The organism is Streptomyces sp. NRRL B-24085 (assembly GCF_001282115.1).
Lineage (GTDB): Bacteria > Actinomycetota > Actinomycetes > Streptomycetales > Streptomycetaceae > Streptomyces.
This window is the reverse complement of the sequence record NZ_LJBR01000143.1, coordinates 1-12,812: the sequence shown is the minus strand read 5'-3', so window position 1 is coordinate 12,812 and position 12,812 is coordinate 1. Positions and strand designations below refer to the sequence as shown.

Below are 12,812 nucleotides of genomic sequence, written 5' to 3'. Positions count from 1 at the left end.
CCTCCCCCACCGCCTCACCGTCGACGGCCGTGACAAACAAGGACATCGAGGCCGTACGCAGACAGCTCGACGCGCTCTACCACGACGCGGCCGTCGCCACCGACGCCTACAACGCCGCCGAGGAGAAGGCCGAGCAGCAGTCGGCGCAGATCGTCGCGCTGGCCCAGAAGATCGTCAAGGCTCAGGAGAAGCTGGCGGAACTGAAGGCCCGCGCGGGCGCCGCGGCCGCCGCCCAGTACCGCTCCAACGGCCTGCCGGACGAGGCCAGGCTGATGCTGAGCGACGACCCGCAGCAGTTCCTGGACGCCACCGGCCGCGTCCTCCAGGGCCAGCGCGCCACCAAGGCGCTCATCGCCGAACTGACCCGGACCCAGCAGGACTTGAAGCAGTACGCCGACGACGCCTCCGCCCAGTGGACCAGGCTGGAGGCCAACCGCAAGGCGAAGGCGGCGGCCAAGAAGAAGGTCGAGCGGCAGATCGCGGCGGCCGAGAAGCTCGAGTCCCGGCTGGAGGCCAAGGAGAAGGAGCGCCTCGCCGAACTGGAGGAACAGGCCGCCCACCAGGCGCAGACCGCCTGGCTGGACTCCGGCGTCCTCAAGGACATCAGCGGCAAGGCCAGCGAGGCCGGGAAGACCGCGGTCGCCTACGCGACGGCGCAGATCGGCAAACCGTACGAATGGGGCGCCGAGGGCCCGGACTCGTACGACTGCTCCGGACTGACCTCACAGGCCTGGGCGAGCGCCGGCAAGCCCATTCCGCGCACCTCGCAGGAGCAGTGGAAGCAGCTCGAGCACGTCGACATCAAGGACATGCGGCCCGGCGACCTCATCATCTACTTCGACGACGCCAGCCACGTGGCGATGTACCTCGGCGACGGCGCGATCGTGCACGCGCCGCGCCCCGGGCGCACGGTGACGATCGCCGGCGCGGGTTCGATGCCGATCCTCGGAGTCGTACGGCCGGACGCCTGAGCGTCGCCGCCGGACGACCCGGTGAGACCTGGGTCATGTGACGCGAGGCACGCCTGACGCCTCCGCAAACCTGCCGTCGACGTGACGTTCGTCATTCCCGCACTACCCGTCACCTGTCCAACTGCGGTGGATAACGCGGCATATGACAGTGGCCACCGGTCAAGGGGCGTGTCTCACGCCATTCCTTTACCGGCCCGGCACCCGCTATGGTCCCCGTCGGTGGATCGAGGTCCCTCGCCCCACCAGCCCTCGGGGGGAGGGAAGGAATCCAAGACGATGCCCGTACCCATACCGCGGCAGCGAGCGATCCCGGCCGTGGAGAGTGGTCAGGCGCCGGCCGCACCCCAGGACGACCCCTCCAAGGAAGAAGCCCCGCGCAAGGAAGCCACGGTCGACAACAACGCCGCCACCCAACTGAGCCTGCTGGTGATCGAGGACGATCCCGGCGGGTCCCCGGTCGTCCCCGAGCTCCTGGACTCGGCCGGCAGGCCCATCCGCGTCCGCACCGCCCGCAACCTCACCGAGGCGGAGCGGCTGCTCACGGATGACGTGCACTGCATCCTGCTCGACCTCGCGCTGCCCGCGCCCGGCCGTACCGCGGACGACGACGAGCTCGCCGTGCTCCGCCATGTCCTGGAGCTCGCGCCCCGGCACGCCGTCCTCGCCCTCACCGCGTCCGGCGACGCCGAGCGCGGCGCCGAGGCGGTGCGGGTCGGCGCCCAGGACTACCTCTTCCGGGACGAGCTGGACAGCCGGCTGCTGAGCCGGGCGATCCGGTACGCGGTGGAGCGGAAACGTTCCGACACGGCGGAGCGCAGGCTCGCCGAGGGACGGGTACGGGCGCAGGAGAACCGGCGCCTGGAGCGCGGCCTGCTGCCCACGCCGCTGCTGGAGGGCTCCTCCCTGCGGTTCGCCGCGCGGTACCGGCCCGGCAGGTCGCGGGCACTGCTCGGCGGTGACTTCTACGACGTCGTACGGACTCCCGACGGGACCGTGCACGCGATGATCGGGGACGTCTGCGGGCACGGCCCCGACGAGGCGGCACTCGGCGTGGAGCTGCGCATCGCCTGGCGCGCGCTGACCCTGGCGGGGCTGTGCGGGGACGAGCTGCTCGGCACGCTCCAGGAGGTGCTGGAGCACGAGCGGTCGGACGACGAGATCTTCGCGACCCTGTGCACGGTGGACATCGCGCCGGACGGCCGCCGGGCGGGGCTGTGCCTCGCCGGGCACCCGTCGCCGCTGGTGGCCCGGCCGGGACGGCCCGCACAACTGCTGCCGTACGACAACAACGGCCCCGCGCTCGGGATGCTGCCGGGGGCCCGCTGGCCCCGGATGCAGGTGGAGCTGGGGGCCGAGTGGAGCCTGATGCTCTACACCGACGGGCTGATCGAGGGGCGCGTCGGGGAGGGCGGGGAGCGGCTGGGACAGGACGGGATGGTGTCCATGATCCGCCGCCAGCTCTCCGAGGGGCTGCGCGGCGAGGCGCTGCTGCGGGCCGCGGTGAACGAGGTGCGGTCGCTCAACGGCGGCGAGCTGGCGGACGACGTGGCGGTCCTGCTGCTCGACCGGGAGGGTCAGCGGTAGACCGCCGTCGCGGGCCGTGCCGTGGCCGGCCGCGGGGTACGGCTCTAGCGGCCGCCGTTGTACGGGCCGTAGGGGCCGTCACTGCTCGAACCCCGGCCCCGGCCGCTGCGGCCGCCGCCGGGAAGGGCGCGGATCGCGGGGCGTACATCGACCATGTAGACGATCGTCGCGATGAGGCCGATGATCGGCAGGAACGACAGGATGTTGAAGATCAGGTTCACCACGAAGGCGAGTCCGAGGATGATCAGCCAGAAGGGCTTGGTCTTCTTGTCGGCCGCGCGGTAGGCGTCCTCACGGCGGATGGCGGCGTCGAACAGCGCGAATCCGCTGAAAACGATCAGGGCCATGCTCAGCAGCCACATGAAGCCTGCGAACCCCTGCATCAGCACAACGTCCACCACCCGACTCGGCTCGTCATTTCGCGATTACGCGGTCACCGTACCCGTTCCCGCAAGGTCGCTACCCGGAGAACGGGCCGGGCACTCGGTAAGTGCCCGGCCCGGTGTCGTGACCTGTTCCGCGGTGCCTTACTTGGCGGGCGGCATCTTCTTCGCCGTGGTGGTCTTGCGCGGCGTGGCCTTCTTGGCGGCGGGAGCCGTCTTCTTCGCCGAGGCGGCCGGGGTGGCGGGCGTGGCGGCCGCGGCCGGCTTCGCGACCGGGGTCGTGGTGGCCGGCGTCTTGATCTCGCCCGGCTCGGCGTTCGGCTCGACGGCGATCGCCAGTTCCTCGATCTCCTCGGCGGCCTCGCCACGCCAGGTCCTGACGGCCTGCTCGCCGTGCTCGGCGACCTTCTCGTAGGTCTCACGGGCCTTGACGGCGTACTCGGCGGCGACGCCGACACCGCGCAGGGCGAGGTCCTGGGCGGACTCGCCGAGCTTCTTCAGGTCCGCGTCGATCGTGCTGCCGAGCTTCTTCAGGTCACCGTCGAGGCTGCTGATGAACTCGCCGACCTTGCTCTGCAGGGTGACCTGCGTCTCCTTGACCCTGGCGCCGGCCTCCTTGGCACGGGCCTGGGCCTTCTCCTGGACCGCCTTGGGGTCGGTGCCGCGCACGGCCTCGATCCGGGCCGGCGCCTCGGCGCGCAGCTGCTCCACCAGACCGGGCACCTTCTTGGCCTCCTGGAAGGCCAGGTCACCGGCGCCGGCGAGGAAGTAGAGCGGGGTCGGGTCCTTGACGGCCTTGCGGATGTCGTCGGTGATGGCCATGGTGATGGTCCTCCCGGGTCGCTTGCTGATGAGGGTTTTGGGTCCCGCGCCGCCTGTCGGCGCGACGGCTCATCCGGCCGTCTGCTGCGGGTCGGCGTCGTCGCCGTCGGTCTTGGGGGACGTACGGGTGCTGCGGGGCTTGCGGGTGGTACGGGGCCGGCGCGCCTGCCGTACGGCGGTCTCACCGTCCGGGTCGCCCCCGGCCGGGACGTCGGTGTCCCGGAGGTCGCCCCCGGTGTCCGCCGTACGGTCGCCCGACCGGTCGCTCTGTCCGTCGCCCGGCGCGGGGGCCGCGTCCGGCGGGGCGATCTCGAAGCCGTTCTCCTTGCGGAAGGACTCGTAGATCTGGAGCAGCACCTGCTTCTGCCGCTCGTTGAGCGTGGGGTCGGCGAGTATGACCGCACGTGTCTCCACGTCGTCCCGGTCGCGCTCGGCGTCGAGGATGCCGGCCCGCACGTACAGCGTCTCGGCGGAGATCCGCAGGGCCTTGGCGACCTGCTGGAGGACCTCCGCGCTCGGCTTGCGCAGCCCGCGCTCGATCTGGCTCAGATACGGATTCGACACCCCGGCGGCATCGGCGAGCTGCCTGAGCGAGAGCTGCGCACTGCGGCGCTGGTCACGCAGGTACTCACCGAGATTGCCGACGTTGAGCGATGCCATGCCTCCACTGTGCACCACTCCCGCTAACTATTGCAAGCACCCGCTTGCAATAGTGCGCCATGCCACTCCCCGTCCGCGTCGCCACGGTCCCCCGGGACTACCCGGGCAGGTCGGCGAACCTCACCCGCACAGCGAGAACGGCGCCGGACGGACCGAGGTCGGCGTACACCGGGAAGTACCCGTCGCCCCAACTCGTCATCGCGCAGAGAAGCCGGGCGTCACCGATGTCCACCGTGCCGGCCTCCGCTTCGGAGGCGCGGACCTGGCGCATCACCTCCCAGTGGTGGGAATGCGGCCGGAAGTCCACGACCATGCGGCCGCCGTTCTCCTCCTTCCACCGCAGCAGAGCGCGGGCCTTCTCCACGGCCTCGGGCACGGTCAGCCCGCGCCAGCCGCGGACGCCTTCCTCACCGGGTTCGCCCAGCTCAGGTGCCGCGAACGTGGCGGCGGCCGCGTCCGCGGACGCGCCCCAGAACGCCACGTCGGCCAAGCCGTCCACCGGTTCCTCGTGCTGCCAGGCGTCGAGGGCGTCGGCATCCCCGAAGAGCACCCGGGCCCAGTCGACTCCGACGACACCGAGTTCTACGGACGACTCCACGGGCGCGTCGCCCATCCGCACCGCCACCTCCGCCCAGCGCGGCCCCACCCCGTCGCCGAAGTCGACCCGCGAGGCCAGCACCGGAAGAGGACGGTCGCGCGGCACGCCGCCCACCACGACGACGGGCACCCCGAACATCAGAAAACCGCCGCCGCCTTCGGCGGCGGTCCGGCGTACTCGTCGAGCATGCGGCTCACGACCGGGCAGCGCTTCCAGGCGGGCGTCCAGGCCGGCGGCCAGACAGTGTTCTTCGAACCGGGCCCCGAGCTCGGCCGCCCCGGACGCAGGGATGTCATGGAGCATCACGCCCGGCTGCCGGTCGAAGCTCCGGGCCGCTGCCGACGCGTCCGGGCCGACCACGACGAAGTCGACCGAAGCGCGGACGTCGTCGGCCAGGGCCGCGTCCTCGATTCCGAGGAGCGCGGGGTCGATCTCCGCCGGCGACCGCTCTCCGCTCCACAGGCCCAGATGACCGCCGTCGATGACGACCATGGTCCCCGACGGGCAACGGATCTCACCGAGTTCGAAGATCTCCTCCATGGCGCGGGAGTCTATGGCGAGCCGCGAATCCTCCGGCACCCGCAGCCGGGCCGCCGACCCCGGCAGGACGGCTGCATAGGATTCCCGCCATGGTGCTGCGACCCGTGCAGGTGAATATCAAGGCCGTCGACGCGGCCGCGGTCGGGCGGTTCTGGGCGGAGGCGCTCGGGTGGAGTGCCTACCATCCCGGTGTCACCACCTACGTCGGCCCCGCGGGCGGTCTCGTGTGGCCGGACCCGGTCGGCCTCGGGATCGACGTCGTGCCCGTACCGGAGCCCAAGTCGGCGACGAAGAACCGTGTGCACCTCGATCTCGCCACCACCTCCCCGGCCCATCAGGCGGAGTTGGTCGCACGGCTGGAGGCGCGCGGGGCCACACGCGTCGACGTGGGCCAGGGTGACGTGCCGTGGACGGTCCTCGCCGATCCGGAGGGCAACGAGTTCTGTGTGCTGGAGCCCCGGGAGGTCTACCGGGACACCGGGCCGATCGCCGCCGTGGTCGTGGACTGCGTGGATCCGCGGGAGACGGCCCGGTTCTGGGGTGCGGCGATCGACTGGACCCTGCACGAGGTGACCGACGACCACGCGGTGCTGCGATCCGCCGAGGGGGGCGGCCCGTATCTGGAGTTCCTCCGCACGCCCGGCGTGAAGACCGTGCCGGACCGCGTCCATCTGGACCTGCTGCCGTCCCCGGGTGACGACAAGGCCGCGGAGGTCGCGCGGCTGCACGCCCTCGGCGCCACCGACCTCGACCTCGGACAGGGCGACGTCCCGTGGACGTGCCTGTCGGACCCGGAGGGCCACGAGTTCTGCGTCCTCGCCCGTTCCTGACGCACGGGGCGTTGTCAGTGCCGTGTGCGACGCTCGGCGCATGGGGTTCTTCGATGATCTGGTGCTGGTGGAGGAACCGGCCGTCGAGCAGGACGTGTTGCTGCGGTTACGGCCGCCGGGGGAGGACGAGGGACGGTACGCGCCGCCCGTCGACCGCTGGGCGCCCGCGCTGCTGCCACAGCTCGAAGTGGTCGGGGCGGGGGCCGAGACGCGGATCCTGGTGACGGGGTGGTCCGTGTGGCCGGAGTCGGTCACCCTGCATCTGTCGGTGTTCCGCAGGGTCCGCCGGCAGGGCGGGGATCCGCGGCGGCAGTCCGGGCTGCGGGTGGGGCTGCTGTTCTCCGACGGCCGGCGGGTGACCTCGCTGGACGGCACGGTGACGCGGAGGATCCCCTACACCGGAGCAGAGGGAGAGGTGCGGGAGGCGGCGACCGAGCAGGCGATCGGGCTGATCCCGCTGGATCCCGGCCTGCACCACTCCCACAGGTCCCTGTTCAAGACGGACGTCGACCTGTATCTGCCGGAGCTTCCCCCGCCCGGCCAGGCACAGTTGGTGGTCGAGTGGCCGGACGAGGGCGTGCCCGAGACCCGGACCCCGGTCGACGCGGACGCGCTCCGGGCCGCCGCGGGCAGCGCGGTCGAGGTCTGGCCCGGCCTCCAGCCACCGGACCAGGAGGGGCCGTCGGGTTCGTTCGCGATGATGGAGGTCAGCGGACCGCCGGCCTTCCTCGCGCCGCCCCTCGACCGACGTCAGCGCGAAGCTCTGCGGCGTGCGGAGGAAGCCCGGCAGCGCTACGTACCCCGGGCCGACTGGCAACGCATGGGCTACGGCGAATGGGGCGACGCCGCCCTCGTCAGGGCCCGGTTGGCGGCAGGCGCCCCGCCCGACGCCCGCGTGGGATGGCAGGGCGCCACCCCGCTGCACCTCACGGCGGAACAGGGCTCGGCGGAAGCGGTGGCCGCGCTCCTGCCGCACGTCGCGGACGTCGACGTGCGCGACGACGAGGACCACACCCCGCTCTGGCACGCCGTGCACAGCATGGACGAGGCCACGGTGCGCGCACTGATCGACGCCGGGGCGGACGTGTGGACACCGCAGGCCGGGCCCTGGTCACCGGGCCGGCTGCTGCTGACCACGCCCCTCGCACCGCTGGTCCGGCACCTGCCGGGCGCGGTGGAGTTGCCGCCCGAGGAGGTGGCCGCACAGCAGGCGGCCGACGCGCTCATCGCCGCCTTCGGCACCGAGCCGATTTGGACCGAGGGCCTCGGCGTCTGCTTCGTACGGGGTCTCGGGGAGGACGAGTTGCTGCGGCGGCTCGGTGCCGATCCCGCCCACTGTCCGAAGACCGACCCCGACCACGGGCCCTTCGACCCGTCCGACTGCGACGAGTCCCTGCGTCATGTGGGCGTCCGGGGCGTCGACGGCACCCCCGGCGGCTGTGTGATCACCCAGGCCGGCTTCATGCCGAGCGACGACGCCGTACTGCGCGCGATATCCGCGGGCACCACCGCCTACGGGGTCTACTTCAACCCCAAGGGCGGCACCTTCGGCACCCTGGCCCGTGACGGCGAGATCGTCGCGTCCGACGAGATCGGCATCGGACCGCACGCCTCGGACCCGTCCGCCTACTGGACCTTCCGGTTCTGGCAGCGCGGGCACGACTTCCCCTACGGCGCCGACGTCCTCGCCTACTGCTGCGCCGCGGCCGGCCTGCGGATCACCGACGGACGGGACGTGGTCGACGGCCAGGTCCCCCGCCGCTGGGTGCCCCTGCCGACCCGACTGCAACGCTGACCGCCGGAGACCTCTAGCCGCGCCGGGCCACGAAGACCAGTTCCCTGCCGGGGCGGTCCGGTGCGTCCCGTACGTCCTCCACCACGAACCCCCGCGCGCCCAGTTCGGCCTCGACCTGCGCCCGCTCCCGGAACCGCAGCGTCGAGTCCGAGGTCAGCACCCGCCCGTCCGACGCGAACACATAGGTCCACCGGAAGGTCACCAACTGCCCCTCCACCGCGGTGACCTCGACCCAGCTCTCCACCGCCCCGGCACCGGGCACGTCGGTCACCGAGTACGACGCCTCCCGGTTCCACTCCTCCCAGGCCCGCCGTGCGGGGTCCCGCGTCTCGAACACCAGCCGCCCACCCGGCCGCAGCGCCGCGTACACGCCCCGCAGGGTCCCCCGCCAGGCCTCCGCTCCTACGATCTGCTGGGCGACGTTGGCCGTCATGGTCACCAAGTCCACGCGCAACGGGGGCAGTTCGGACGCGTCCCCGTGGATCCAGCGCACCCGCTCGCTCCCCGGCTTCCCGCGGGCCACGTCGAGCGAGGCCAGGGCGGGATCGACGCCGACGACCTCGATGCCCCGCCCGGCCAGCAGCAGCGCGAACACCCCTGTCCCACAGCCGACGTCCAGCACCCGCCGGGCCCCGAACTCCTCCGCCATGCGGACGTACGCGTCGAGGTCACGGCGATCGGGATCGAGCGCGTCGTAGATCGCGGCGAGCCGCGGATGGGTGAACCCTTCGTCAGCCATGCGGGCGACCGTAGGCCAGTGGGCCCCGGCCGACCACTCGATATCGCCCGGTCACCGTCCTCCTCCCACCAGCCACTCCTCGATCACCGCGAAGTCCCGTTCACTGAGCCCTACTTGCTGCTCGACCCGATGCAGAAGAGCCCGTTCGGGGTGCTGGGCGGCCACCCAGGCCCGGTCGGCGTCGGTGATCTCGTCGTCGACCCAGACGAACGGCCGTCCGGCGGCCCAGGCGACGAGCGGACGGGTCTTCCAGTGCAGGCCGGTCCGCTCCTCGTCGTCCTCACCCTCCACGTCCGGCCAGTCCACGCGCGGCAGCCGGGGCAGCCCGAGCCAGGGCGCGAGAACGATGTCGGCGTCCTCGCCCCAGGTCGTGGCCCACACCAGTTCACAGCCGAGCGAGGTCAGCCGCGCTCCGAGCGCGGGGTCCACGCGGGGCAGCAGCGGGTGATCGGCCGAAGCGCCGGCCTCGGGTGACGGCCGGCCGGTGACGGCATCCGGCCGCGGAAAGGCCGGTTCGTACAGCGGATACGGCCCCGCCGCCCCGAACGGCAGCAAGGTCCCGTCGACGTCGAGGAAGAGAAGCACGCTCAGCCCGCGGCCCCGCCTTCCACGAGGAGTTCGTCGGTACCAGCCACCGAGCCGGCCGGCGCCGGGCCCCGCAGCGGCCGGATCCCGATGTCCATGGCCCGCTCACGACCGGGCGGATCGGCCGGGGCGGTCGTGGGAACGTCCGCAAACTCGCTGGTCTCCGTCACGCCCCGGACGTTACCGTGCGGGTATGACTGCCGGGTCGGCCGCGTGCCGTGAGCGAGTTGGGTGCCCGGCCTCTGGATGAGGCCGCTGGGCGTCCCCCCGCTCGCACTCAGTCGAGTGCGCGGGAGGGCCAGGAGCCCGCCCCTTTCTCTCCGCCTTCGCCTCCATGAAGACCAGCGAGAGAAAGAAGAGAGAGTGCCCCACCCCGTACAGGACTTCAACCAGCGGATCATCGAAGAGTTCCGCGCCAACCACGGCCGGGTCGGCGGCCCCTTCGAGGGCGGCCGCCTGATCCTCCTCACGACCACCGGCGCCCGCACCGGCACCCCGCACACCACACCCGTCGGCTACCTCCCCGACGGCGGCGACCGCATCCTCGTGATCGCCTCGGCGGGCGGCTCGCCGCGCCACCCCGACTGGTACCGCAACCTGCTCGCGCACCCTCAGGTCACGGTGGAGAGCGGGGTGTTCACGTACGAGGCGAAGGCGGTCGTCCTGACGGGCGAGGAACGGGACCGGGCCTTCGCACGGGCCGTGGAGTCGGACCGCGGCTGGGCCGTGTACCAGGAGAAGACCGACCGGGTCCTGCCGGTGATCGCCCTGCACGAGATCGCCCGCCCGGGCCCCCCGAACATCAACGCCTCCTCCCCCGCGGAGGCCATCAAGCTCGTCCACGACGCGTTCCGCCGCGAACTGGCGTTGATCCGCAAGGAATTGACGGCAGGCACCACCACCCTCGGCGCCCAACTCCGCGTCAACTGCCTGACCTTCTGCCAGGGCCTGCACAACCACCACACCGGCGAGGACATGGCGATGTTCCCCTTCCTGGCCGACCGCCACCCGGAAGCGGCCCCCGCCCTTGACCGGCTGCGCGCCGAACACGAACACATCGCCACGCTGGTCGCCGAGCTCAGGAAGACCCTCTCCGATCCGGACCTCGACACCGTCCGCAGGGAGGTCGACCGCCTCACCACCGAACTGGAAGCCCATCTGACGTACGAGGAGGCGCAGTTGATCCCGCTGCTGGGCGGGGCCTGAGCAACCGGCGGGGCGGCCGCCACCTGGGGACACCCTCGGGCGGCCGCCACCACCGGCCCCCGACGGCACGCCCTAGAAGGGCAACGGCCGCCCGTGCACCACCACCAGCCGCGACACCGCCCGGGTCAGCACGACGTACAGCCGGTGCAGCCCCCGTTCCTCCGCCTCCGCGATCGCGGCCGGCTCGACGGCCACGACATGGTCGTACTCAAGGCCCTTGACCACACCCGCCGGCACCACGCTCACCCGCGCACCCAGTTCGTCCGGCCCGGCGCAGGCGATCCCGGCCGCGTCGAGGGCGTGGCGCACGCGTGCCACTTCGGCGTCGGCCGCGACGACCCCCACGGACCCCTCGTACGCGAGCGACTCCCGTACGGCGTCCACGACCGCGCCCGGCAGGCCGTCCGGGGAGGTGGGCCGCACCGCCAGCTCGCCGTCCCCCCGCAGCGATCGCCCTTCCGGCACCTCCACGTCCAGCCGCGCGAGGAGCCGGTTGGCGAGGGCGACGACGGCCTGCGGCACCCGGAACCCGGTGGTCAGCGGTACGACGGCCGCGTCCGGCTTGCCGAGGTGCCGCAGGACGGTGGGCCACGAGCGGGCCGCCCAGGGCGTGGTCCCCTGCGCCAGGTCACCGAGCACGGTCACCGAGCCGAAACGGGCCCGGCGGCCGATCGCCCGGCACTCCATCGGGGACAGGTCCTGAGCCTCGTCGACGACGAGATGGCCGTACCCCTCGGGATGCTCCACCAGCCCGGCGACCTCGTCGAGCAGCACCTGGTCGGCCGCCGACCACCGCGCCGACTTCCACGACCGCGGCGGCTCGGCCCACAGCAGGTCCTTCTGCTCCTCGGCGTCGAGGATCCCGTCGGCGGCGACGGCCAACTCCTCGCTCCCGGCCAGCAGTCCGGCCACGACCTCCTCGGGCCGCACCCTGGGCCACACGGCGTCGAGGAAGGCCCCCATCGCCCGTGACCGGGAGACCCGTTGCACCCAGGCGGCGTTCTGCGGCCCGGCCCGCCGCTCGGCCTGCAACTGCACGCTCCGCACCACCCGCCCGCGCACCCGCTCACGCCCGACCCCGTACGGCGGTTCCTCCTGCCGTACGTCCGCCACGATCCGCGCGAGTTCGCCGGCACCGACCCGCCAGCGGTACGAACCGTCCTTGATCTCCAGGGGGTCAGCCTGCGCGGTCGACACACGGGCGTACAGCGCCCGGCGCAGCACCTCCGCCATGCGGGGGTCGTGCTTGAGGACGGCGGCGGCACGGGCGTCGACGGCCGTGACCGGATGACGGGCGATCTCGTCCTGGAGCGTGGACTGCCGTACGCCGCTCTCGCCGAGCGCGGGCAGCACCTGGGAGATGTAGGAGAGGAAGGTCCGGTTGGGCCCCAGGACGAGGAGCCCACCGCGCCGCATGCGCTGCGGATGGGTGTAGAGCAGGTAGGCGGCCCGGTGCAGCCCGACGGCGGTCTTCCCGGTCCCGGGCGCGCCCTGGACGCACACGGAGACGGCGAGGTCGCCGCGTACGAGATCGTCCTGCTCGGGCTGGATGGTCGCGGCGATGTCCCGCATGGGTCCGACGCGGGGCCGTTCGATCTCCCGGGCGACGATGTCGCTGACCTGCGCCGGGCCCCCGTCCCTGAGGTGCTCGTCCTCCAGCCCGGTCAGGTCCGCGGAGTCCCCCTTGCTCCCCGGCGCCCAACCGAACCGCCGCCGCACGGCGACTCCCCGCGGATCGCGCGGGCTCGCCTGGTAGAAGGCGCGGGAGACGGGCGCACGCCAGTCGACGACGAGCGGCGGGGCGGCGGGATGCTCGGTGATCCGCAGCCGGCCCAGGTGATACGCCTGCCCGGCGTGCTCGCCCTGGTCGAACTCCAGCTTCCCGAAGAACAACGGACCTTCGGGCAGCTCCCGCATCTCCTTGGCCTGACTGCGCAGCCGGTACCCGAGGACTTCGGCGTCGGCCCCGGAGGCGGAGACGTCCTCCCCGACGACGACCTGCTCCTGCGCCCCGTCCACCATGGCGGCGAGGGCGGCACGGCAGCGGTCGTGGTGGACGCGCTCGCGGTGGAGGGACTCGTTCAGGGCGGGACGGGAGG

General features: G+C 72.5%; 13 protein-coding genes. 5 read left to right on the top strand and 8 right to left on the bottom strand.

All coding sequences use genetic code 11. The features are described from left to right. Both AOJ26_RS17595 and AOJ26_RS17590 read left to right on the top strand, forming a co-directional pair. The coding region (locus AOJ26_RS17595) for a C40 family peptidase (RefSeq protein WP_053849258.1) at nucleotides 1–971 on the top strand (971 nt) is incomplete at its 5' end. A gap of 276 nt (nucleotides 972–1,247) precedes the next feature. After that, nucleotides 1,248–2,555: a PP2C family protein-serine/threonine phosphatase gene (locus AOJ26_RS17590; protein WP_053849257.1), complete on the top strand. Its 1,308-nt coding sequence runs from the start codon at nucleotides 1,248–1,250 to the stop codon at nucleotides 2,553–2,555. Nucleotides 2,556–2,599: 44 nt separating this feature from the next. Here AOJ26_RS17590 and AOJ26_RS17585 read toward each other — a convergent pair whose 3' ends face one another. The 4 genes from AOJ26_RS17585 to AOJ26_RS17570 form a co-directional block, all read right to left on the bottom strand. Then, a complete protein-coding gene (locus AOJ26_RS17585; RefSeq protein WP_030318102.1) occupies nucleotides 2,600–2,938 on the bottom strand; it encodes a DUF2516 family protein in 339 nt (112 codons plus the stop codon). A gap of 144 nt (nucleotides 2,939–3,082) precedes the next feature. Then, nucleotides 3,083–3,760 carry a hypothetical protein gene (locus tag AOJ26_RS17580; protein WP_053849256.1) on the bottom strand — a complete coding sequence of 226 codons (678 nt, stop codon included), beginning with the start codon at nucleotides 3,758–3,760 and terminating at the stop codon, nucleotides 3,083–3,085. Between the two features lie 69 nt (nucleotides 3,761–3,829). Beyond that, complete coding sequence (locus AOJ26_RS17575) at nucleotides 3,830–4,420, bottom strand: helix-turn-helix domain-containing protein (RefSeq protein WP_053849255.1); 591 nt, start codon at nucleotides 4,418–4,420, stop codon at nucleotides 3,830–3,832. Nucleotides 4,421–4,517: 97 nt separating this feature from the next. Continuing rightward, a complete protein-coding gene (locus AOJ26_RS17570; protein WP_053849254.1) occupies nucleotides 4,518–5,558 on the bottom strand; it encodes a hypothetical protein in 1,041 nt (346 codons plus the stop codon). Between the two features lie 89 nt (nucleotides 5,559–5,647). On the opposite strand from AOJ26_RS17570, the gene AOJ26_RS17565 reads away from it, so the two are divergent. Next, nucleotides 5,648–6,388 carry a VOC family protein gene (locus AOJ26_RS17565; RefSeq protein ID WP_053849253.1) on the top strand — a complete coding sequence of 247 codons (741 nt, stop codon included), beginning with the start codon at nucleotides 5,648–5,650 and terminating at the stop codon, nucleotides 6,386–6,388. Nucleotides 6,389–6,428: 40 nt separating this feature from the next. Next, the gene (locus tag AOJ26_RS17560; RefSeq protein ID WP_053849252.1) at nucleotides 6,429–8,183 is read left to right on the top strand and encodes an ankyrin repeat domain-containing protein; all 1,755 of its coding nucleotides are present in this window, start codon (nucleotides 6,429–6,431) and stop codon (nucleotides 8,181–8,183) included. Nucleotides 8,184–8,196: 13 nt separating this feature from the next. Here the strand turns inward: AOJ26_RS17560 and AOJ26_RS17555 are convergent, their stop codons facing one another. From AOJ26_RS17555 to AOJ26_RS44390, 3 genes are read right to left on the bottom strand one after another with little or no spacing between them, the layout of a single operon-like run. Beyond that, complete coding sequence (locus AOJ26_RS17555; protein WP_053849251.1) at nucleotides 8,197–8,922, bottom strand: class I SAM-dependent methyltransferase; 726 nt, start codon at nucleotides 8,920–8,922, stop codon at nucleotides 8,197–8,199. 51 nt (nucleotides 8,923–8,973) lie between these two features. Then, on the bottom strand, nucleotides 8,974–9,507 hold the full coding sequence (locus AOJ26_RS17550; RefSeq protein ID WP_053849250.1) for an HAD domain-containing protein: 534 nt from the start codon (nucleotides 9,505–9,507) through the stop codon (nucleotides 8,974–8,976). A gap of 2 nt (nucleotides 9,508–9,509) precedes the next feature. Next, the gene (locus tag AOJ26_RS44390; protein ID WP_234358584.1) at nucleotides 9,510–9,677 is read right to left on the bottom strand and encodes a hypothetical protein; all 168 of its coding nucleotides are present in this window, start codon (nucleotides 9,675–9,677) and stop codon (nucleotides 9,510–9,512) included. A 193-nt stretch (nucleotides 9,678–9,870) separates the two neighbouring features. On the opposite strand from AOJ26_RS44390, the gene AOJ26_RS17545 reads away from it, so the two are divergent. Then, nucleotides 9,871–10,713, top strand: a complete 843-nt coding sequence (locus AOJ26_RS17545; protein ID WP_053849249.1) for a nitroreductase/quinone reductase family protein — start codon at nucleotides 9,871–9,873, stop codon at nucleotides 10,711–10,713. A gap of 72 nt (nucleotides 10,714–10,785) precedes the next feature. Here the strand turns inward: AOJ26_RS17545 and AOJ26_RS17540 are convergent, their stop codons facing one another. After that, nucleotides 10,786–12,798: a HelD family protein gene (locus AOJ26_RS17540; RefSeq protein ID WP_063790286.1), complete on the bottom strand. Its 2,013-nt coding sequence runs from the start codon at nucleotides 12,796–12,798 to the stop codon at nucleotides 10,786–10,788. Nucleotides 12,799–12,812 lie beyond the last annotated feature (14 nt).